The organism is Sinomonas terrae, from assembly GCF_022539255.1.
Taxonomy (GTDB): Bacteria; Actinomycetota; Actinomycetes; order Actinomycetales; family Micrococcaceae; genus Sinomonas; species Sinomonas terrae.
Genome location: NZ_JAKZBV010000001.1, coordinates 595,062 through 616,086, shown reverse-complemented (window position 1 = coordinate 616,086; position 21,025 = coordinate 595,062). Strand labels below are relative to the sequence as shown.

The following is a 21,025-nucleotide window of genomic DNA, read 5'->3' as shown; positions in this document are numbered from 1 at the left end:
GATGAGCGAGAACGGAGCCGCAAGCGGGCGCATCGCATTCCTGGGACTCGGGCACATGGGTGCCCCCATGGCTGCCAACCTTGTGAAGGCCGGGAAGAAGGTCGTCGGCTTCGACCCGTTCCCGCCGGCCGCCGAGGCTGCTCGCGCCCTCGGTGTGGAGGTCGCGGAGTCCGCGGCCGAAGCGGCGGAGGGAGCCGACGTCGTCCTCACCATGCTGCAGACTGGCCAACAAGTCCTCGGCCTGTACCGCGGCGGCGATGGGGATCCGGGTCTGCTCGCTGGCGCGGCTCCCGGGACGCTGTTCCTCGACTGCTCGACGATCAACGTCGTGGAGGCCCGCGAGGCCGCCGAAGTCGCGGTCGCTGCTGGCCACCGCTTTGTCGACGCGCCTGTATCAGGCGGGGTTGTCGGGGCCGAAGCCGCGACGCTCACGTTCATGGTCGGCGCGGAGGGCAGGGACTTCGCCGAGGTCGAGCCGCTCCTGGGTCTCATGGGCAAGCGGGTTGTGCATTGCGGCGGCCACGGCCTCGGCCAGGCCGCCAAGGTGTGCAACAACATGATCCTCGGCGTCTCGATGATCGCGGTGTCCGAGGCGTTCGTGCTCGGTGAGAAGCTCGGCCTCACCCATGAGGCGCTGTTCGACGTCGCTGCGCATGCCTCCGGCCAATGCTGGGCCCTCACGACGAACTGTCCCGTCCCCGGTCCGGTTCCCACGAGCCCGGCGAATCGCGACTACCGGCCGGGTTTCGCTGGCACCCTCATGGCCAAGGACCTCCGGCTCGCGCTCCAGGCGATCGAGCATGCGGGCGTCGCGGCCCAGATGGGTCCGCTCGCCTCGAAGATCTACGACGAGTTCGCAGCGGGCGACGGCGCGCACCGAGACTTCTCGGGCATCATCACCGACATCCGCGACCGCTCCTCCAACCCCTAACCCCCTTTTCGTTTCGGGTACAGATAACCCACCCCAACCCCCTCTCGGGTACAGATAACCCACCCCAAACCCCTCTCGGGTACAGATAACCCACGCCGCGGGCATTCCCGCTCCGTACCGAAATGATCCGGAGGCCGATTATCCGTACCCGAAATGGAGAAATGGGGCGATTATCCGTACCCGAAACGAAAAAAGAGGGGGAGTTTCTGTACCCGAAACGAGGAAAGGGCGGGAGGTTAGGGGTCTGTGAAGTCTCCTGCTCGGCGTCGGAAGCCGTGCAGGACGCGGATGAGCTGCTCGACGTCGTCGTCGGTGAAGCCCGACTGGGCGAAGACCTCGGAGTTGAGCGCCGCCGTCGCCCGCTGCACGAGGGAGCGGCCCTCGGCGGTGAGCCCGACGAGAGTCGTGCGGCCGTCCGTGGGGTGGGGCGATCGCTCCACGAGCCCGGCGTCCTGGAGGCGGTCGACGGCGTTGGTCACCGAGGTCGGGTGGACCTGCAGGAGGGCGCTCGCCCGGCTCATGGGGAGGGCACCCCCGCGCGCGAAGCTCAACAGCGCGAGCAGCTCGTAGCGTGCGAACGTGAGGCCGAACGGCCTGAGCACCTCCTCGATGCGTCCGATCAGGATCTGTTGGGTCCGCATGATGGCCGTGATGGCAGCCATGGGCGCGGCGACTTCGCCCCACCCGCGCCGCTCCCAGTTGCGCTGGGCATCGCCGATCGGATCGCGCGGAAGCGGAGCGCCCACCGCTACTCCTTCAGGCTCGGAAAGTCGGCCTCGGAGTACTCAACGCCCCCATCAGAGGCGAAGTCCCCCGAATGCCGCGCCTCCTCACCGTGCCGCAGCTCGACGCGACGGATCTTGCCCGAAATCGTCTTGGGAAGCTCGCTGAACTCGAGCCGGCGAATGCGCTTGAACGGCGCGAGGTGCTCGCGGCAGTACCGCAGGATCTCCTCCGCGAGCTCGGGCCCAGCCTGATACCCCGGGGCTAGCACCACGAATGCCTTCGGCACGGACAGGCGCACCGGATCCGGCGACGGCACGACGGCGGCCTCCGCCACGGCGGGATGCTCAATGAGCACGCTCTCGAGCTCGAACGGCGAGAGCCGGTAGTCCGAGGACTTGAAGACATCGTCGCCCCGGCCGACGTACGTGATGACGCCGTCGGCGTCCCGCCGCGCCATGTCGCCCGTGTGGTAATAGCCTCCGCGGAACGCCTCGGCAGTCCGCTCGGGGTCCCCGTGGTACCCCGCCATGAGCCCGACCGGCCGGGGATTGAGGCGCAGGCAGATCTCGCCGTCGTCGCCCTCCTCGCCGGTTGCGGGATCGACGAGGACGACGTCGTAGCCCGGGAGCGGCCGTCCCATCGCACCGGCGGCGACGGGCTGGCCCGGTGTGTTGGCGACTTGGACCGTGGTTTCGGTCTGGCCGAAGCCGTCGCGGATCGTGAGGCCCCACGCTCGCTCGACCTGCTCGATGACCTCGGCGTTGAGCGGCTCGCCCGCGGAGACAGCCTTCCGCGGCGGCGTGGCCAGACGCGTGAGGTCCGACTGGATGAGCATGCGCCAGACCGTCGGCGGCGCGCAGAAGCTCGTGACGCCCTCGCGGCCCATCTGCTCGAGGAGAGCGGGCGCGTCGAAGCGCTCGTAGTTGTAGATGAACACGGTGGCCTCGGCGAGCCACGGCGCGAAGACGTTCGACCACGCGTGCTTCGCCCACCCCGGCGAGGCGACATTGAGGTGCACGTCGCCCGGCTCAAGCCCGATCCAGTACATCGTGGAGAGGTGGCCCACGGGATACGACGTGTGCGTGTGCTCGACGAGCTTGGGCTTCGACGTGGTCCCGGACGTGAAGTAGAGCAGGAGCGTCTCGTCGCCGCGGGTCGGGGAGTCCGGCTCGAAGTCGGGGCCCGCTGTCGCCGTCTGGTTGTAGTCGAGGACAGAGCGGACGACGCCGCCCTGCCGCGCGCCGTCGTCGTCCGCACCTCTCGCTGGCTGCGCCGAACTGCCGACGCTGATGAGCTCGTAGTCGCCCGCGACGTCGTCGAACTTGCCCACGTGGGCCGCGCCGACGGCGGCCCATCGCACGGCGCCGCGCTCGACGCGGTCCTGCAGATCGCGAGGACCCATGAGGGTCGTCGTGGGGATCATGACGGCGCCGAGCCGAATGCACGCGAGGATGAGCTCCCACAGCTCGACCTGGTTGCCGAGCATGATGATCATGTGGTCGCCGCGCCGCACACCCTGCTCGCGGAGCCACGAGGCCACTCGCCGCGAGCTCTCGGCGAGCTCGGCGAAGGTCCGCCGCGTGGAGGCGCCGCCCTGCTCGACGATCACGAGGGCTGGCTGCGGACCGCGCTCGGGGTCGGCGGCGAGGTGGTCGAACCAGTCGGTCGCGAAATTGAATTCTGCGAGCTGCGGCCATTCGAACTCGCTGTGAGCCTGGGCGTAATCCTCTCGGAGCGCCAGGAGCCGGTCTCGGGCCGCCCGGAAGTCGTCGGTGACTGTCATGCTGCGCCTCTCGCCCTCGCCCGCGCTCCCCCTTGGACCCGAGCTAGTGATCCACGTCACCCTGAAATATACTAGGACGTCCAACGGTTCGGAAGACTGCTTCCCGCCTCACAAGGGCCGGGAAGCCCCACCACGGAGAGTGCCACCCATGCTCGAAGTTCCACTGCTGCCCCAACCAGCCCTCGCGTCGCCCACCAGCCCGCCCGCGGCCCCGCCGTTCCCCGACGCCGACCTGCTCCACGTCGTCGACCTGCTCCCGTCCGGCGAACAGCGCCGCTACCACGCGATACGGGACTATCTCCAGAGCGTGATCCGGCCCGCGAGCATCGAGCATTGGAACAACGAGGCCTTCCCCCACGAGCTGCTCCCTGGCCTCGCGGACGCCGGACTCGCAAAGCTGCACACGGACGGCACGTCGGCGCTCTTCAAGGGCCTCGTCTACGCCGAGGTTGCACGGGCGGACGTCTCGCTCTCGGCGCTCGTCGGCATCCACAACGAGCTCATCCTCGGCATGATCGGCTCCCTCGGCTCGCCCGAGCAGAAGCGGCGCTGGATCGCCCCGCTCGAGAGCTTCGCCGCGCTCGGCGCGTTCGCGCTCACGGAGCCCGAGCACGGCTCGGACATCGCGGGCGGCCTTGCGACGACGGCCCGGCGCGACGGCGAGGGTTGGATCCTCAACGGCGCGAAGCGCTGGATCGGAAGCGGGACGGTCGCGGACTTCGTGCTCGTCTGGGCCCGCGACGAAGAGGACCACGAGATCAAGGGCTTCATCGTCGAGACCGACCGCGTCGGGTTCAGCGCGAGCAAGATCCCGCACAAGATCGGGCTGCGGATCATGCAGAACGCGGACATCTCGCTCGAAGAGGTGCGCGTGCCCGAGGGGAATCGGCTGCCCGGAGCGACGCGCTTCGCGCACACGAACGAGCTCCTCCGCGACTCGCGTGCGTGGGTTGGCTGGCAGGCGGCCGGAATCCAGCTCGCAGCGTTCGACGTCGCCCGCGCGTACGCGCTCGGCCGGCAGCAGTTCGGGCGCGAGCTCGCCTCGTTCCAGCTCGTGCAGCAGCAGCTCGCCGAGATCCTCGGCAACGCGCACGCCTCGCTCTCGCTCATGCTCGAGATCGCGCGGCTCCAACAGGAAGGCCGCCTCGGGATGGCGCAGGCCGCCATGGCGAAGGCGACGACGACGCGCCTCGCCCGCGCATCCGTTGCCCTCGGCCGGTCTCTGCTCGGCGGCAACGGGATCTCGAGCGACTTCGAGATGGCGAAGCTCTTCGGGGACGCCGAGGTCCTCTATACGTACGAGGGCAGCTACGAGATCAACTCGCTCATCGTCGGGCGGGCCGTGACGGGCAAGTCGGCGTTCGTCTGAGGGCGCGCCCGGTCGGCCCCGCTCAGCCGAGGGCGGACGCATCTGGCGCCCTTCGCCGTCGTATGCCTACGGTTCCGGTATGGACCCGAGCGAAGTGACCGAGACCGAAGCCAGCCAGCCCGCCCCCTCGACCAAGCCAGCCAACATCGACACTCCGGTCTACGGCGACGACCCGGGCTTGGGCGAGGGCTACAACCAGGACGAGGGCTACGGCCACAATCAGGAGTCCATGCTGCTGCACCACCCGCACACCGACGGCGAGGCCAAGGAGCCTCCGCATCGCGAGCGGCGCCGGCGTGGCAGCGGGATTGGGCTCGGGACAGCGGGGGCCGCGGGCATCCCTTCCGAGAGCGGGGGCCACACGCAGACCGGTTTCGGCGACGAGGACCGCGACTGACTCACTCCTGGCGGAATTGTCGGGTTGCCGCGGGGGCGGCACTGCTTAACCCGCCGTAACCCGACAATTCTGTCGGTGCGATGGGCCAGACTGGCCCCATGCACAACACCGACTTCATCCAGACGACGCACGCCGGCTCCCTGCCCCGCTCACCCGAGCTTCTCGCCGCGAACGCAGCGATGACGGAGAACCCGCAGAACCCGGCGGCGTTCGAAGAGCTGCTCGCGGGCTCGGTGAAGGATGTCGTGGCGCGACAGCGCGAGGTGGGCATCACCTTCCCGAACGACGGCGAGTACGGCCACACGATGTCGAACTCCGTTGACTACGGGGCTTGGTGGAACTACTCCTTCTCGCGCCTCGGCGGCCTCACTCCCGGCGGCGTCGACCGGTGGCAGAGCACGGAGAGGGTCCGCTCCGAGCCGGGCAAGATCCGCCTCACGAGCATGCGGGACCGCCGCGACCGGGTGCGCTTCGACGAGGCCTACAACGATCCGAACTCGTTCATCCTCACCGGCCGCAAGGCCGTACCCCAGCCCTCCGTGACGGGCCCCATCACCTACACGGGGCAGGACGCCGTCCGGCGCGACATCGCGCACCTCAAGGAGGCCCTCGCGGCGAACGGCTTCGAGACCGGCTTCCTCCCCGCCCTCTCCCCCGGCTCCGCATCGCGGATTGCGAATGAGTACTACAAGAGCGACGAGGAGCTCGTCTACGCGTGCGCCGACGCGATGCGCGAGGAGTACAAGGCGATCGTCGAGGCCGGCCTCACGGTGCAGATCGATGACCCCTCGATCGCCGAGAACTGGGACATGATCAACCCGGAGCCCACCGTCGAGGACTACCTCGCGTTCACCCGGCTGCGCGTCGAGGCCCTCAACTATGCGATCCGCGACCTGCCTCAGGAGCAGATCCGCTTCCACCTGTGCTGGGGCTCGTGGCACGGCCCGCACACGACCGACCTCCCGTTCGCGGACCTTGCCCAGACGATGCTCTCCATCAATGCCGGCTCCTACTCGTTCGAGGCTGCGAACGTGCGGCACGAGCATGAGTGGAAGGTGTGGCGCGACCTCACGCTGCCCGAGGAGAAGACCGTCGTGCCCGGGGTCGTCTCGCACGCGACGAACGTCATCGAGCACCCCGAGCTCGTCGCGGACCGGATCGAGCGCTTCGCCCAGATCCTCGGCCGCGTGCACCCGCAGATCGCATGGGCGAAGCTCGAGGCGCTCTCCGAAGGCGCGCGCCTCGCCACCGAGCGGCTCTGGGGCTGAGGGCGGACGACGGCGTGACCCAGCCTGAGAGCAACACAGTCACCCTGCGCTTCCTGGCCGCGCCGACCGACGTCGGGCATTCCGGCTCGGTCGATGCCGGAACCGTCCTCGAGTGGGTCGACAAGGCCGCCTACGCAGCCGCCGTCGGCTGGTCGAAGACGTACGCCGTGACCGCCTACGTCGGCAACATCCACTTCGCGGATCCCGTGAACGTGGGCGACATGGTCGAGGTCACGGCCACGATCGTGTACACCGGCCGCTCGTCCATGCACATCAGCACTGTCGTCTCCTCGGGCGATCCGAGGGGCGGCACGCCGACGATGCGCAGCCAGTGCCTCGTGATCTTCGTAGCCGTCGGGACTGACGGGAAGCCTGTCGAGGTGCCGAAGTTCGTGCCGAGCACGGACGCGGAGCGGGAGGCCGAGGCGCACGCGGTCGCTCGGATCGAGGTCCGCGACGAGATCGTCGAATCAATGGGCCGCCAGGTGTACACGGAGGCGGGCACGGCGGAGCGCGTGGTCCTGCGCTTCCTCGCTGCTCCGACCGACGTCAACTGGGGCGGCAAGGTCCACGGCGGCACCGTCATGAAGTGGATCGACGAGGCCGCGTACGTGTGCTCGGCGCGGTATTCCGGCCAAGACACGGTGGCAGTGTTCTCGGGCGGTGTCCGGTTCTACCGGCCCCTGCTCATCGGCGACGTGGTCGAGGTCGAGGCGCGTCTCGTCTACACCGGCAACAAGGGCATGCACATTGCTGTCCACGTCCGGTCAGGCAGCCCCAAGGGAGGCGAGCTGCACCTCACGACGTACTGCCTCACCGTCATGGTGGCGCGCGACGAGAACGGCACCGCCCGGTCAGTCAGGCCCTGGGTGCCGGTCTCGGACGAGGACCGGCGGCTGTGGGCGCATGCCCGCGAGCTCCTCGAGATCCGAGGCCGGGCCCCGGGGAACCGCCTTCCGAACCACCTGCTGGAGACCGGATCCTGAAGACCTCGAGCCAGACCTACTGCGGCTCCCAGCGAAACCACCGGATGCCGATGCCCGCGAAGACCACGATGTAGCCGATGGAGGCGATGATGCCGTCCGTCTGGTCGGCGCCCCACGCCGACGTGTTCAGGACCGCCGAGAACAGGTTGATGAGGGCACCGACCGGCGTCCACGAGGCGAAGTTCTTGAAGTCGTCGCCGAGGATGCCGGTCGAGCCGAGAATGCCGGTGAGGATCAGCAGGATGAACAGGACCCTGCCGACCGCGTTGACCGCCGTCGCGTTCTTCACGAGCCCCACGAGCGCCTGCCCGATGCTGAGGAAGACGACGGCGCCCAGCAGCGAGACAGCGAACATGAGCAGGTAGACGCCGAACGAAAACGTCGTGCTGTGCATGATGCTGCCGACGATCATGACGATCACGGAGACGATCAGGTTTGCCGCGAGCTGCACTGCGAGGCGGCTTGCCATGATGGCCCACGTCGGAGTCGGCGTCACCCGAAGCCGCTGGAAGACGCCTGCCTCCCGGTCGCGCGCCACGGTGATCGAGTAGCCGATGAGCGCCGAGGACAGCAGCCCGTAGGTGAGCGCCATGCCGATGAGGAAGCCCGGATTTCCGAGCCTCCCGCCGCGGTTGGTCACGATGAGGATGAGGATCGGGACGGCGAGGTTGAGGACGAAGGCCTGCCTGCTGCGGAGCAGGACGGTGGCGTCCGCACGAAGGAGCGAGCGCAGGGTCAGCCCGATTGGCGGGACGACGGGGGCGATGGTCTCAGTCACGGATGGCACTTCCTGTCAGCCCGATGAAGACATCTTCGAGGGTCACGTCGCCGTGGGCGACGGCGAGCACGCGCGGATCGTCGCGGTGCATGGCGACGAGCTCCTTCGGGGCGCCCAGGGCTTGGAGCCGACCGTGGTCGATGATGGCGACCCGGTCGCAGACCGCCTGGGCCTCCTCCATGGAATGAGTCGTGAGGAGGATGCTTCCGCCTCTCTGCCGCGAGCCCTCGATGCGGTCCCAGAGCTGGCGGCGGGACTGCGGGTCGAGGCCTGCGGTCGGCTCGTCGAGGAGCAGGATCGAGGGATTGTGGATCGTGGCGACCATGAGCGAGAAACGCTGCTGCTGCCCACCCGAGAGCTTCTTGAACGGCTTCGTGATCTCCTGCTGGAGCCCGACGTCCGCCAGCCGTTCCCTGATCTGCCGCTGCGGGAGGTCAAGCCCGTAGAGCCCAGCGTACAGGCGCGCAATCTGCTCGATCGTGAGCTCGGACTGGAAGCTCGAAGCTTGGAGCTGCACGCCGAGCTTCGCCTTGACGGCGAGCGGAGCGTGAACGGTCTCGACGCCATCGATCACAACCCGTCCGGAGTAGGGCTTGCGCAGGCCCTCGATGACGCTCAGCGTCGTCGTCTTTCCCGCCCCGTTCGGGCCGAGGAGCCCGAAGATCTCACCCCGCAGAATGGAAAAGCCGAGTCCGTCCACTGCGGTCTGCTGACCGTAGCGGACAACGAGATCCTGCACCTCGAGAACTGTGGGCCGCTCTGCCTCACTCACCCGGGCTACCTCCGCGTCGTGTTATTCAGTTCCTCCACCATGAGCATAGGTCTCCGGCGGCTGCAGGGAAGCGTTCCGCTCGTGCCCCCGGCCTTCTCACAGGAGAAAGCTAGAAACGGCTCGGCGCGCGTGTTTCGCGGTGTTGCCAATCGTTACCGGCTCGCCGTGGCTGGCCCCGTGGTCGCGTGCTACTTTCAAGCCAGAGTAACGAGCGCCAGCGCGCGACGGCGGGGCCTCCCCGCGCGGTCGCACTGCCCTGACTTGCTGGCCGGCAACCCTCCATCCGGCGGGGTGCCTCAGGTGACGACTCGGCAATTCGACCATCGATACGCAAGCCAGAAGGAGCCCGCCCATGTCCAACACTGCCACAGAGACGGGAGAGGCGGCCGCCACACCGCTCAACGATCCCGCCGCACCGGCGAGCGCCTCCGAGGAGCGCCTCGCCTACCGTCTGCTCACCGGTCCGGACACTCGCGAGTTCTGCGCCCGGATCTCCCAAGCCCTTGCCGAGGGCTACGTGCTCCACGGGAGCCCTGCCGCCACCTTCAACGGCACGGACGTGATCGTCGCCCAGGCCATCATCCTCCCCCACGCCGTCGCCCGGGCGGACGCGGCCGTGGCCTCCGCCGTCGACGAGCTCGCAGAGGGAATCACCAGCGAGGGCGAGTACGACGGGGAGGGCCACGCATGAGCCTCTATGAAGGTGACCTCACGCCGGAGCAGGCCTGGGACAAGCTGAAGTCGGGCTCCGCCGTCCTCGTCGATGTGCGCACCGAGGAAGAGTGGGCGCACATCGGGATCCCCGACACGCGCCAGACGGACAACGACCCGCTGTTCATCCCGTGGGTCTTCTCGGGCGGCATTCCGAACCCGGACTTCGTCATCGAACTCGAGCTCCAAGGCCCGGAGAACCGCGAGACTGAGCTGCTCTTCCTGTGCCGCTCGGGCCAGCGCTCCGCTGCGGCGGCGGCCGCCGCGACGAACCTCGGCTTCAGGGCGTACAACGTGCTCGAGGGCTTCGAGGGCGTGCCCGGGCCCGATGGGCAGCGGAACGTGAACGGATGGAAGAACCGGGGCCTCCCCACGAACGTAGGACAAGAGTAGTCAGTGACCTTCAACATCGACGCCGCGAGCTGGAGCGAAGACACCCAGGCTGTGCGCGGCGGGCTTGACCGCAGCAATTTTCAGGAAACTTCAGAGGCCCTGTTCCTCAACTCCGGCTTCGTATACGAGTCGGCGGAGGCAGCCGAGAGGGCGTTCACCGGCGAGGACGAGCGCTTCGTCTACTCCCGCTACGGCAATCCGACCGTGGCCACGTTCCAAGAGCGGCTTCGGCTCCTCGAGGGCACCGAGGCGTGCTTCGCGACGGCCTCCGGCATGTCGGCCGTGTTCACCGCGCTCGGTGCGCTGCTCGGGGCTGGCGACAGGGTCGTCGCGGCCCGCAGCCTCTTCGGCTCGTGCTTCGTGATCCTCAACGAAATCCTCCCCCGCTGGGGCGTCGAGACCGTCTTCGTCGACGGCCCCGACGTCGACCAGTGGCGCGAGGCGCTTTCGGTACCGACAAAGGCGGTCTTCTTCGAGTCGCCGTCGAATCCGATGCAGGAGCTCGTGGACATCCAGACGGTTGCGGACCTTGCGCACGCGGCTGGGGCGACCGTCGTCGTCGACAATGTCTTCGCGACCCCGCTCCTGCAGCGGAGCCTCGACTTCGGCGCCGACGTCGTCGTGTACTCGGGCACGAAGCACATCGACGGTCAGGGTCGCGTGCTCGGAGGCGCGATCCTCGGGCCGAAGGACTACATCGAAGGCCCGGTCAAGCAGCTCATGCGGCACACGGGCCCAGCGCTCAGCCCGTTCAACGCGTGGGTCCTCACGAAGGGCCTCGAGACGATGGGCCTGCGGGTGCGGCACTCGTCGGCGAACGCGCTCGCGATCGCGGAGTGGCTCGAGGCGCAGCCGGAGGTCGGCTGGGTCAAGTACCCGCACCTCAAGTCGCACCCGCAGTACGAGCTCGCCCGCAAGCAGATGAGCGCGGGCGGCACCGTGCTGACGTTCGAGCTCAACGCGCCCGACGGCGGCGGCAAGGACGCCGCGTTCCGGTTCCTCAACGGGCTGCGGATCGTCGACATCTCGAACAACCTGGGCGACTCGAAGTCGCTCGTCACCCATCCGGCGACGACGACCCACCGGGCCATGGGTCCCGAGGGCCGCGCGGCGATCGGGCTGGGCGACGGCGTCCTGCGGCTCAGCGTGGGCCTCGAGGACGTCGGCGACCTCATCGGCGACCTCGAGCAGGCTCTCAAGGCCTGAGCGTGCCCGGGCGGCTGCGGCACTTCGAACTCCGGCTCGAGACGCCGCTGCCTGCCCCGGTCGCGTGGGCCCGGATCCTGGATCTCCGGGCCCACGACCGGCTCATCCCGTTCACGCATATCATCGAGGGCCTCGCCTCCGCGGACGAGTTGCAGCCAGGCCACCGATTCGTTGCGTGCACGCTGCTCACCCGTGTTGGCTTCCGCGGCCGCCTGCTCGGGTTCAACGACGTCATGACGGTTGAGGAGATCGATCCGCCCGAGGGCTCCCGCGCGGGGCACGCACGGATTGTGAAGTCGGGCAAGCTCGTCCGCGGCTCGATCGAGGTCACTGTGAGTCCGGGGCGCGGAGGCGCCGCGGGTCACCCCGAAGAACGGACGACGGCGGGCTCCACGGTGCGCTGGGTCCAGGACTTCGGCTTGTCGCGCTTCCCGTGGATCGTAGGCCTGGCGGCGTTCGCCGTCGCCCGCCCCGCGTACTGGGTCACGCTCAAGCGGCTGCTTCGCGGGTGAAAGCCCGGCGGCCGGTGCTTGCCGACTCGCTTCGGCGGGTAATCAGGGTCAATGTTCACCAACGATCAGATCGACAGCCTGACGGACAAGAGCGGCAACGTCGTCACCCCGGACGGGGAGAAAATCGGGGGAATCGGGCACTTCTACCTCGACGACGAGACGGGCGAGGCGAACTGGCTGACAGTCAAGACCGGCCTGTTCGGGACCCACGAGTCCTTCGTTCCGCTCGATGAGGCGAGGCTCCAGGACGATGACCTGGTGGTTCCCTACTCGAAGGACCAGGTGAAGGACGCGCCCCACATCGACCCGGACAATCGGCTGGAGCAAGACGAGGAAGACCGCCTCTACGACTACTACCGTGGCCTCGGATGGACCGGCCGCGGCCCCGACGCCGGGGAGAGGCCGATCACTGATGCCGCGACGACCGCCACCGGCTACGCGGCCACGGGCGGGGGCGGAAGCGGATACGAGGCCGCCGCCGCCCAGCGGCAGGAGATGGGGCGGCGGGAAACGGAGGGCTCGCGGCTACGGAGGTATGTCCGGACCGAGACGCGCCCGGACGAGGCGCGCGCTGAGACGCGCCCGGACTGAGACGCGCCCGGACTGAGACCCGCCCGGACTGAGACGCGCGCTGGGACACGCCCGGCCTGAGGCTGCCGAACGCTAGGCGCTCAAGACATTGGTCGCCCGGCGCACGACGCTCAGCGCGACCCTGCTGCCGTCGTCCCAGGTCCCTTCGGGGGACGCTGTGCGCTCGAGCGCCATCCGGACGGCTGCAGGGATGCCGGCCGCCTCGGCGGCCAGGCGCTGCGCCCGGGCCCCGGTTCCCCGCTCAAGCACCTCGGCGAAAGCCCGCTCGGTGCGGCGAAACTCGCCCGTCTCGCGGAGCACGGGGGCGACGTGCGCGAGGAGTGCATCGAGCGCCTCGGCAGCGGGGACAGGGAGGCACGTCGCGGGATGCACCAACTCGCCGTCGAGCCCCGAACGGCTCGCGCGCCATGCGGCGAGCCGCAGGAGGGCGACGGAAGTGCCCAAGGGGGCTACGCCGTCGTTCGCTTCCCGCGCCGCCGTCTCGACGAGTGCGCGCACGAGGACGGCGACCAGCGCGGAATCGGCGGCGAGAAGCGGCACGTCGGCGACCCGGACCTCGACGGTCGGGTGGAGCCGCGAGAGCCGCGCATCGAAGTAGGCCATGCCCTCGTCGAGGATCGCGCCCGTTGCGATCATGGCGTCGACCCGCTTGCGGTAGGTCGCGGCCTCCCCGAAGATCTCTTGGGGGCCTGAGGAGGGCCAGCGGTTCCAGGCCTGGGTCCGGAAGCTCGAGTAGCCGGTGTCGATGCCGAACCAATAAGGCGAGTTGCCCGTGAGCGCGACGAGAGCCGGGAGCCATTCCCGGATCCGGTCGAGGATGGCGACGCCTTCGGCCGGCGAGTCCACGCCGACATGCACGTGCAGGCCGCATGTGAGCTGCTCGCGGGAGATGAGCCCGAATTCGTGGTTCATCCGGGCGAACCGATCGTTCGGGGTAAGCGAGCTCTCGACCGGGAGGGGCGAGGTGGCAAGGGCTGCGATCCGGCCGCCGCACGCGCGGGCCGCCCTGTCCGCGAGCCGCCGCCCGGTGTACAGGGCGCCGAGGATTTCGTCATGATCGCGGCACGGGACGGTCTGGATCTCGATCTGCTCGAGCTTGAACTCGTGGGACATGTCCTGTGGTCTGCCGGCCACCGCGAGCATGCGATCGGCAAGCGGAAGGGCCTGGCCCGTCGTGGGATCCACGACGAGGAGCTCTTCCTCTACCCCAAAGGTGCGCATGACGCCATTCTGCCCGCATAAGGGATCTTGACACGATGCGGGCGCCTCCCGTCTCGCGGCCGGGAGGCGCCCGAAGCACCTCAGCCTTGGTCGATGCTGCTCATGTCGCCGTAGCGGGAGCCGACGACGGCGCCCCGCGGCACGGCTTCCTCGAGGGCCCTGAGGTCGTCGCCGGAGAGGCGGATATCGCGGGCGGCCGCGTTCTCCTCGAGGTACTTGACCCGCTTGGTTCCGGGAATCGGCACCACGTCGTCGCCCTGAGCTAGGACCCACGCGAGAGCGATCTGGCCCGGGGTCACGCCCTTCTGCTCGGCGATCGCCTTGATCTGGTCGACGAGCCGGAGGTTCTCCTCAAGCGCCTCACCCTGGAACCGTGGGAAGTAGCGGCTGCTGCGCGCATCGCCTTCCTTCGAGAGCGACTCGGCTGTGAGGCGGCCCGTGAGGATCCCGCGGCCCAGCGGGGAGTACGGCACGAGGCCGATGCCGAGCTCGCGGATTGTCGGAAGGATCTCGTCTTCGAGGTCACGCGTGAAGAGCGAGTATTCCGTCTGCAGGGCAGTGATCGGGTGCACGGCATGCGCACGGCGAATGGTCTGCGGGGAAGCCTCCGAGAGGCCGAGGTGACGAACCTTGCCGGCCTCGACGAGCTCCGCCATCGCGCCCACAGTCTCCTCGATTGGGACCTTCTGATCGACCCGGTGCTGGTAGTAGAGGTCGATGTGGTCCACGCCGAGCCGGGCGAGCGAGGCATCGCAGGCCGAGCGCACATACTCGGGGCTTCCGTTGATGCCGAGCCGTTCGCCGTTCTCACCGCGCACGTTGCCGAACTTGGTCGCGAGCTGGACCTCGTCGCGTCGGCCGGAAATCGCCCGGCCCACGAGCTTCTCGTTCGTGAACGGCCCGTACATGTCAGCCGTGTCGATGAACGTGATGCCGAGGTCGAGTGCGCGGTGGATGGTTTCGATGCCCGAGGCCTCGTCCGGCGCTCCGTAGAACTCGGACATCCCCATGCAGCCGAGGCCCATGGAGGAAACAGTCAGAGGGGAAACGGTACCGAGGGTTCGCGTCTGCTCAGTCATGCCTCCAGCCAACCCCTTGGGGTGTGCCCCACGTCAAGTCCTCGGAGCGACTCCCGGTGATTTCTCCGCCCTGGGCGCACGACGGCGGGCCCGCACCTTTCGAGGTGCGAGCCCGCCGCTTTCCCCGGGCCCGATGGGGGGCGCGGCCCCGGGGAGTTTATCGAGCGCGGAGGTGGTTAGCCATTGTCACCAGCCGGCGTCGAACTTGCGGTGTAGCCCTCGAGCTTGAGCGCGGCCTGGGCGTACTTGTTGGTGAAGGTGTCGGCGTAGGTGATCTTGGAGGTATCGACGCCGATGGTCTTCTCCTCGTCGAAGATCGTCTTCGGGCCGCCGGCCGGCATGATGCCGTCAGGCAGGAACTGCGCCTTGTCCTGGTTCAGACCCGAAACGTACTGGTCCTTGGTGATGGTGCTGTTCTGGACGAAGGACTGCGGGAGCTTGTCCGCGATGTCGGCCGCCGAGTGGGTGCTGATCCAGTGCATCGTGTCGACGAGCGCATCCACGACCTTCTGCACCGTGTCCTCGTTGTTCTTGACCCAGTCGGCACGGGCCAGGAGACCCGCCGAGGGCAGCGTGCCGCCGAGGGCGGCCTTGGCTCCGTCAGCCGTCGCGAGGTCGATCGCAGGAACAGCAAGGTTCTTGCTTTCGAGTGCGCCGACGGTTGGCTGGGTGGTCATGACGCAGTCGGCGGAGCCGCGCTGGATAGCCGCGATCGCCGTGGAGCCAGCGCCGACGGCGATGGTGTGGTAGTCGTTCTTCGACACGCCGGCCTTCGCGGCGATGAACTGGGTCAGTTCATCCGTGCCGGAACCCAGGTCGGTCACGCCGACAGTCTTGCCCTTGAGATCCGCACCCGAGTGGACGTTGGCCTTCGGGTTGCACATGATCCGCTCCCCCGGAGCGCCGGAGAGTTGCACGAGATTGATGACATCCTTGCCCTTCGACTGGAAGTCGATCGTGTGGATGTACCAGGCGCCAGCCAAGTCAACCTGGCCCGACGCCATCGCGTCCTCGGCGCCGACGCCGCCCTCCTGCTCCGTGGAGAGTTGGACGTTCACGCCGTACTTCTTGTAGTAGCCGAGCTGCTCTGCAAGCTGGTACGGGAGGTAGATCTGCTTGTCGATGCCGCCGACCATCATCTTGACGGTGGGCATCGAGGCGTTGGCACTGCCGCTCGAGCCGCCGCTGGCGGAACCGCTGCTGGCGCTGTTGCTGCCACAGGCCGCGAGGCCGAGCGCAATCACTCCTGCAGCTGCGACGGAGAAAATCGTGTGCTTCTTCATTGGCGCACTTTTCCTTTGTTCTGATTCGGGTGTTGTGATGGAAAACTTCGTGGGGAAATCTGCGGTTCGGAAATCCACGGTTCGGAAATCTGCGATGAGATCGCTTAGGCCTTAGATTGTCTGGGCCTCAGATTGCCTGGGCCTCGGAGCGGTTCGGCGGACGCCACTTGAGCAGCCTGTGCTCGAGGAGGCTGATGAGGTATTCGGCCGCGAGGGTGACGATCGCGATGATCACCATGCAGGCGAAGACCGTATTCGGGTCGAAGGTCCCCTGCGCCTGGCTGATGATCAGGCCCACGCCCTTCTGGGCGCCGAGCACCTCCGCGACAAGGGCGCCGATGATCGCGAAGCCGAAGGCGGTGTGCAGGCTCGCGATGATCCAGGTCATCGCCGAGGGGATCGTCACGTGCATCGCGACCTGTAGCGGTGAGGCTCCGAGCACCCGCACGTTCGCAACGAGGTTCTGATCGACTTCGCGGACGCCCTGGAAGGCGTTGAAGAAGACGACGAAGAAGACCAGGACTGCCGCGAGCAGGATCTTCGGGAACACCCCGAGGCCGAACGCGACGATGAAGATCGAGCCGAGCACGATTCGGGGGATCGAGTTCACGATCCGGATGTACGGGCCGATGACCGAGGAGAGGTACTTGTTCGAGCCGAGGAGGATGCCGAGCACCACGCCGACGAGGGTGCCGAGCAGGAAGCCGAGGAAGGCCTCCTGGACGGTGACCCAGAGGTTGTCCCAGATGGAGCCGAACGCGGTGCCCTCGGTGAAGAGCTTGACGAGGCTGTCCCAGATCATCGACGGCTGGCCGAAGAAGAACTTGTCGACCCAGCCCATCTCGGTGAACCACTGCCAACCGCCCACGACGATGACGGCGAGGGCCGCACGGCCGGCCCAGATCGCCGTCGTACGTCGCCGTGCCTTGCGGCGTCCCGCCGCCTGCATGTCGGTCGCTCGCTCAACCACAGGAGTCCTTGCCGGATTGATTGCTGTTGTCATGCTGCTGCACCTGCCGTTCGGGCGTACGCTCGGGTCACTTCGTCCTTGAGCGAGTCCCAGATCTGACCCTGGAGGTCGAGGAAGCGCTTTTCGTGCCGGATCTCCTGGACGTTGCCACGCGGCCGGGGCAGGTCGATGTCGAAGATGTCCTTGACCGAGCCCGGGCTCGTGGTCATGATGACGACCCGGTCGGAGAGCGCAACCGCTTCGTCGAGGTCGTGGGTGATGAAGAGGACGGAGGGCCGCAGCTCCTCCCAGAGCTTGAGGAGCTCGTTCTGCATGATCGCCTTGGTCTGCACGTCGAGCGCGCCGAACGGCTCGTCCATGAGGAGGATCCGCGGGTTGTTGATCAGCGCCGCGGCCATCGCCACGCGCTTGCGCATGCCGCCGGAGAGCTGGTGCGGGTAGCGGTCCTCGAAGCCGGCCAGCCCGACGCGGCGGAGCCAGTCCATGGCGAGCTCGGTGGCCTCGCGCTTCGGCGTGCCGAGCAGGATCGGGCCCATCATGACGTTGTTGAGCACGCTCTTCCAGGGGAACAGCGCGTCCGCCTGGAACATGTAGCTCACACCGCTCGTGATGCCGTCCACGATGTGGCTACCGACCTTGACCGAGCCGGCGCTGGGCCGCTCGAGGCCCGAGACCTGGGCGAGCGTGGTGGACTTGCCGCAGCCCGTCGGCCCGACGATCGAGCAGAACTGGCCGGGCTCGACCGAGACCGTCACGTCCTTGATGGCCGTGAAGGTCTCCCCCTTCGGGGTCAGATAGCGCTTGGTGAGACCGACAATTTCGATGCCTGCAGGCTCGTCGGCTTGGCCTGGGGCCGCCGGTGTGCGGCGGGGATGATTTCCACCCATGGTCAAAGACCTCTCTGTCTTTCGGGAAAGAGCTTTGCGTCTTTCAGTGCAGGTTGGCTGCGATTCGGCATACTCGGTAATTTGCGCGGATGCCTTTGGCTGCGGGATCCTTTCTATGTACCCGGTGAGCTGAATCACAGCGACTGGTACAACCGTAGAAAGGACCACGAGGGTGCGGCCAGAGTTGCGCGGATTGCGAGGATTATTAGCTTTCATTCAGGTTTTGAGCCTTTTGATCATCCAAGGCGCATCACGATGAAAAGCCCGCGAAAATGGTGGAGCGCCCGGCCCGTGGCCTCGCAGATCCTCGTGTGGACGCTGTGCATACTTTTGCTCACGGTCGCCCTCGGCGGCTTCGTCACGAGCCAGATCACCCGGCAGGTCCTCGACGACCAATACCGTCTCCGCGCCCTCGGAATCGCCACCACGGTCGCCGCGATGCCCCAGATCGTCGCCGACCTCGAGGCCAAGGACCCGAATCACCAGATCCAGGCCCTCGCCGAACAGGTGATGATCCACGCTCAGCCGGATTACGTCGTCGTCGCCGACAGGAACGGCATTCGGTACTCCCACCCGAACCCCGCGCTCATCGGGAAGCGACTCGAAGAACCCGTCGCGGTCCTCGACGGCCAGACCCATCTGGGCACCGATCCGGGAAGTCTGGGCAACTCGGCGAACGCCAAGGCACCGATCTTCGACTCGCGCGGAAACGTCATCGGCGAGGTCTCGGTCGGCATCCTCGAGGCCAACGTGAACTCGGCGATTGGCCGTGAGGCCGGGCTCATCGTCGGCTATTCCGCTCTCGTGCTGCTCATCGGAGCCGTCAGCTCGCTCCTGCTGGGCAGGGCGATCAAGCGCGCGACCTTCGGGCTCGAGCCGGCTGAGATCGCCTCGCTGCTGCAGGATCGCGAGGCGCTCCTGCACGGGATCAAGGAGGCCATGATCGGGCTCGACGACGACGATCGGGTCACAGTCATCAACAACGAGGCCCGGCGCCTCCTTCAGCTTGAGGGCAACGCGCTGGGCCAGAAGATCGACGAGCTTCTGCCAGGCGGGCGCCTCCGCGACATCCTCACGGGGGACACTCGCGGCGCGGACCAGGCGGTGCTGACCGACGATGCCCTGCTCGTCGCGAACCGCATGCCCGTGAGCGTGGGCGGTCGGAGCATCGGGGCCGTTGTCACGCTTCGCGACCGCACCGAGGTCGAAGCGCTTGTCCGCGACCTTCGCTCCACGGAGGGCCTCATGCAGGCGCTCCGGGCTCAAGAGCACGAGTACGCGAACCGGCTGCACGTGGTGAGCGGCCTCCTCGAGCTCGGCGAGGTCGATCAGGCCCGCAACTTCATCTCCGGCGTCGCGGACACCTCCCGCTCCCTCGGCGAGGGCCTGCGCGGCCGCGTCGAACCGCCCGAGCTCGCGGCCCTCATCCTGGCGAAGATCACGGTCGCCGGTGAGCAGGACGTCAAGCTGACCGTGACCGACGATTCGCAGCTCCGCCAGCCGTTCCTCGGCACGCAGGACCTCGTCACGATCGTCGGCAACCTCCTCGACAACGCGGTCGACGCCGTCGTGAGCCAGCCCGCGCCGCGCGAGGTGACTCTCCAGCTCGACGACTCGTCCGGCATCTTCATCTCGGTGACCGACAACGGCCCCGGTGTGCCGGCCGAGGCGATCGACGCCGTCGTCCGCGACGGCTACACGACCAAGGTGCCGCGCCCCGGGATGCGCCGCGGGATCGGGCTCGCGCTCGTGGCGCGGATTGTGCACCGTGCTGGTGGCACGATTGACGTGTTCGCCGGCCCCGGCGGACGCTTCGAAGTATGGGTGCCGGCACCGGCGCCGGCCCACCGAACGGAAGGAGCTGCGGCTCTATGATCCGAACCCTCGTGGTCGACGACGACTACCGGGTGGCGCGAATCCATGCCGCGCACATCGCACGGGTTCAGGGGTACGAGTGCATCGGCGAGGCGCACACCGCCGCGGAGGCGCGCGACGCCGTCGCCCGCCTCGAACCCGACCTCCTGCTCCTCGACGTCTACCTGCCCGACGAGGACGGGATCGCCCTGCTGCGCTCCCTCCGCGAGACGCACGACGTCGACGCCATCATCATCACCGCCGCCCGCGACGTTGGGACCGTGCGTGCCGCGATGCGCGGCGGCGCCGTCTACTACCTCGTCAAGCCGTTCGGCTTCGACCAGCTCACCGCGCAGCTAGCGGCCTACCGTCGGTGGCGCACCGAGGCGGATTCCCGTCACATATCGGGGCAGAACGACGTCGACGCGCTCTTCGCCGCGCGGCACGCGCCGACCCCGGGGCCCACCGCGCGCAGCCTCCCGCCGACCATGCAGAAGGTGCTCGACGCCGTCCGCGCGGCCGAGCGGCCACTCGGCGCCCAGGACGTCTCCGAGCTCATCGGCATTTCGCGGCCGACGGCCCAGCGGTACCTCAGCGAGCTCGAGCGCAAGGGGCGGCTCGAGCTGACCCTCGAGTACGGGACCACCGGCCGGCCGGTCAACACGTACGTGGTGCGCCCGGGGGCGTGAGGGCGGCCGACCGGCGGAACTGAGCCCAACCGGCGGAACTGAGCCCAACCGGCGGAACTGCGTCGGGAAGGGGGTCAGCCGCAAAAGAGGGGGTTCCAACCGGCGAAACTCCAGCACCCCGGCGGAACTGAGGCCGACCGGCGGAACTGGGGTCGACTGGCGGGACTCCCCCACCGGACACGATGTCGCTTGGGTCTGTGGCGCTCCCAGCCGTCATGAGCAGCCTCAGGCAGCCAGGCAATCCCGCCAGATGCTGCCGTCAGCCGCAACAGCTGCCCTCGACCGCATCTCCGGCCGGGATTTACCAAGGAGATGCGGCTTTCGGCAGCGGTCTCGCCCCCAGAACCGGCCTAAACCCACCTGACAGTTGCTGCCCCCATAGGTCAGCGACGTGATGGGCTCTCGGCGGCACTGCAGCGAACTGGCGGGAGTGAGGGCAACCGGCGGAACTGCGTCCGGGAAGGGGGTCGGCCGCAAAAGAGGGGGTCCCGACCGGCGGAAGCTAGGCCAACCGGCGGGAGTGAGGCCAACCGGCGGAACTGCGTCGGGGAAGGGGGTCGGCCGCAAAAGAGGGGGCTCCAACCGGCGGAAGTGAGGCCAACCGGCGGAACTGCGTCCG

At 68.0% G+C, this 21,025-nt stretch carries 21 protein-coding genes and 1 riboswitch; of the genes, 12 read left to right on the top strand and 9 right to left on the bottom strand.

The window, feature by feature from the left end; translation table 11 throughout:
• Position 1 precedes the first annotated feature (1 nt).
• Positions 2-931 carry a 3-hydroxyisobutyrate dehydrogenase gene (gene mmsB, locus L0M17_RS02890; RefSeq protein ID WP_241051037.1) on the top strand — a complete coding sequence of 310 codons (930 nt, stop codon included), beginning with the start codon at positions 2-4 and terminating at the stop codon, positions 929-931.
• 236 nt (positions 932-1,167) lie between these two features.
• Here the strand turns inward: mmsB and L0M17_RS02885 are convergent, their stop codons facing one another.
• Together L0M17_RS02885 and L0M17_RS02880 are read right to left on the bottom strand one after the other, a co-directional pair.
• Positions 1,168-1,677, bottom strand: a complete 510-nt coding sequence (locus L0M17_RS02885) for a MarR family winged helix-turn-helix transcriptional regulator (protein ID WP_241051035.1) — start codon at positions 1,675-1,677, stop codon at positions 1,168-1,170.
• Between the two features lie 2 nt (positions 1,678-1,679).
• Positions 1,680-3,440, bottom strand: a complete 1,761-nt coding sequence (locus L0M17_RS02880; RefSeq protein ID WP_241051033.1) for an AMP-binding protein — start codon at positions 3,438-3,440, stop codon at positions 1,680-1,682.
• A gap of 148 nt (positions 3,441-3,588) precedes the next feature.
• Between L0M17_RS02880 and L0M17_RS02875 the strand changes: the two genes are divergently transcribed.
• The 4 genes from L0M17_RS02875 (at position 3,589) to L0M17_RS02860 (ending at position 7,460) form a co-directional block, all read left to right on the top strand.
• Entirely contained in the window at positions 3,589-4,809 is a 1,221-nt protein-coding gene (locus L0M17_RS02875) for an acyl-CoA dehydrogenase family protein (protein ID WP_372497983.1), read from the top strand.
• Positions 4,810-4,888: 79 nt separating this feature from the next.
• On the top strand, positions 4,889-5,206 hold the full coding sequence (locus L0M17_RS02870) for a hypothetical protein (RefSeq protein WP_241051031.1): 318 nt from the start codon (positions 4,889-4,891) through the stop codon (positions 5,204-5,206).
• Positions 5,207-5,304: 98 nt separating this feature from the next.
• Positions 5,305-6,474 carry a cobalamin-independent methionine synthase II family protein gene (locus tag L0M17_RS02865; RefSeq protein ID WP_241051028.1) on the top strand — a complete coding sequence of 390 codons (1,170 nt, stop codon included), beginning with the start codon at positions 5,305-5,307 and terminating at the stop codon, positions 6,472-6,474.
• Between the two features lie 14 nt (positions 6,475-6,488).
• Positions 6,489-7,460, top strand: a complete 972-nt coding sequence (locus tag L0M17_RS02860) for an acyl-CoA thioesterase (RefSeq protein WP_241051026.1) — start codon at positions 6,489-6,491, stop codon at positions 7,458-7,460.
• A gap of 16 nt (positions 7,461-7,476) precedes the next feature.
• On the opposite strand, the gene L0M17_RS02855 is transcribed toward L0M17_RS02860, so the two are convergent.
• Together L0M17_RS02855 and L0M17_RS02850 are read right to left on the bottom strand one after the other, a co-directional pair.
• Entirely contained in the window at positions 7,477-8,238 is a 762-nt protein-coding gene (locus L0M17_RS02855) for an ABC transporter permease (RefSeq protein ID WP_241051024.1), read from the bottom strand.
• Entirely contained in the window at positions 8,231-9,010 is a 780-nt protein-coding gene (locus tag L0M17_RS02850) for an ABC transporter ATP-binding protein (RefSeq protein ID WP_241051023.1), read from the bottom strand. Before L0M17_RS02850 ends, L0M17_RS02855 begins: the two co-directional genes overlap by 8 nt.
• A gap of 203 nt (positions 9,011-9,213) precedes the next feature.
• A riboswitch (SAM riboswitch) is annotated at positions 9,214-9,353 on the top strand.
• Positions 9,354-9,362: 9 nt separating this feature from the next.
• On the opposite strand from L0M17_RS02850, the gene L0M17_RS02845 reads away from it, so the two are divergent.
• The 5 genes from L0M17_RS02845 to L0M17_RS02825 are packed head-to-tail and all read left to right on the top strand — an operon-like array spanning position 9,363 to position 12,423.
• Entirely contained in the window at positions 9,363-9,701 is a 339-nt protein-coding gene (locus tag L0M17_RS02845) for a DUF1737 domain-containing protein (protein WP_241051021.1), read from the top strand.
• Entirely contained in the window at positions 9,698-10,114 is a 417-nt protein-coding gene (locus L0M17_RS02840; protein ID WP_241051019.1) for a rhodanese-like domain-containing protein, read from the top strand. Before L0M17_RS02845 ends, L0M17_RS02840 begins: the two co-directional genes overlap by 4 nt.
• Before the next feature lie 3 nt (positions 10,115-10,117).
• On the top strand, positions 10,118-11,320 hold the full coding sequence (locus tag L0M17_RS02835) for an O-succinylhomoserine sulfhydrylase (RefSeq protein WP_241051017.1): 1,203 nt from the start codon (positions 10,118-10,120) through the stop codon (positions 11,318-11,320).
• A gap of 2 nt (positions 11,321-11,322) precedes the next feature.
• Complete coding sequence (locus tag L0M17_RS02830) at positions 11,323-11,832, top strand: SRPBCC family protein (protein WP_241051015.1); 510 nt, start codon at positions 11,323-11,325, stop codon at positions 11,830-11,832.
• A gap of 51 nt (positions 11,833-11,883) precedes the next feature.
• Positions 11,884-12,423: a PRC-barrel domain-containing protein gene (locus tag L0M17_RS02825; protein WP_241051013.1), complete on the top strand. Its 540-nt coding sequence runs from the start codon at positions 11,884-11,886 to the stop codon at positions 12,421-12,423.
• Positions 12,424-12,495: 72 nt separating this feature from the next.
• On the opposite strand, the gene L0M17_RS02820 is transcribed toward L0M17_RS02825, so the two are convergent.
• The 5 genes from L0M17_RS02820 to L0M17_RS02800 all read right to left on the bottom strand — a co-directional run bounded on the left by L0M17_RS02820 (position 12,496) and on the right by L0M17_RS02800 (position 17,863).
• On the bottom strand, positions 12,496-13,644 hold the full coding sequence (locus L0M17_RS02820) for a glutamate--cysteine ligase (protein WP_241051011.1): 1,149 nt from the start codon (positions 13,642-13,644) through the stop codon (positions 12,496-12,498).
• 80 nt (positions 13,645-13,724) lie between these two features.
• Positions 13,725-14,723: an aldo/keto reductase gene (locus L0M17_RS02815; protein ID WP_241051009.1), complete on the bottom strand. Its 999-nt coding sequence runs from the start codon at positions 14,721-14,723 to the stop codon at positions 13,725-13,727.
• A 176-nt stretch (positions 14,724-14,899) separates the two neighbouring features.
• A complete protein-coding gene (locus tag L0M17_RS02810; RefSeq protein WP_241051007.1) occupies positions 14,900-16,006 on the bottom strand; it encodes an ABC transporter substrate-binding protein in 1,107 nt (368 codons plus the stop codon).
• Positions 16,007-16,133: 127 nt separating this feature from the next.
• Positions 16,134-16,976, bottom strand: coding sequence for an ABC transporter permease (locus L0M17_RS02805; RefSeq protein WP_241051005.1), 843 nt, complete (start codon positions 16,974-16,976; stop codon positions 16,134-16,136).
• 29 nt (positions 16,977-17,005) lie between these two features.
• Positions 17,006-17,863 carry an ABC transporter ATP-binding protein gene (locus tag L0M17_RS02800; RefSeq protein WP_241051003.1) on the bottom strand — a complete coding sequence of 286 codons (858 nt, stop codon included), beginning with the start codon at positions 17,861-17,863 and terminating at the stop codon, positions 17,006-17,008.
• Positions 17,864-18,118: 255 nt separating this feature from the next.
• Here L0M17_RS02800 and L0M17_RS02795 point away from each other — a divergent pair, with 255 nt between their 5' ends.
• On the top strand, positions 18,119-19,738 hold the full coding sequence (locus L0M17_RS02795; RefSeq protein WP_241051002.1) for an ATP-binding protein: 1,620 nt from the start codon (positions 18,119-18,121) through the stop codon (positions 19,736-19,738).
• Positions 19,735-20,406 (top strand): response regulator, encoded by a 672-nt coding sequence (locus L0M17_RS02790; RefSeq protein WP_241051000.1) that lies wholly within the window; start codon positions 19,735-19,737, stop codon positions 20,404-20,406. The genes L0M17_RS02795 and L0M17_RS02790 overlap by 4 nt, the downstream gene beginning before the upstream one ends.
• Positions 20,407-21,025: the final 619 nt, after the last annotated feature.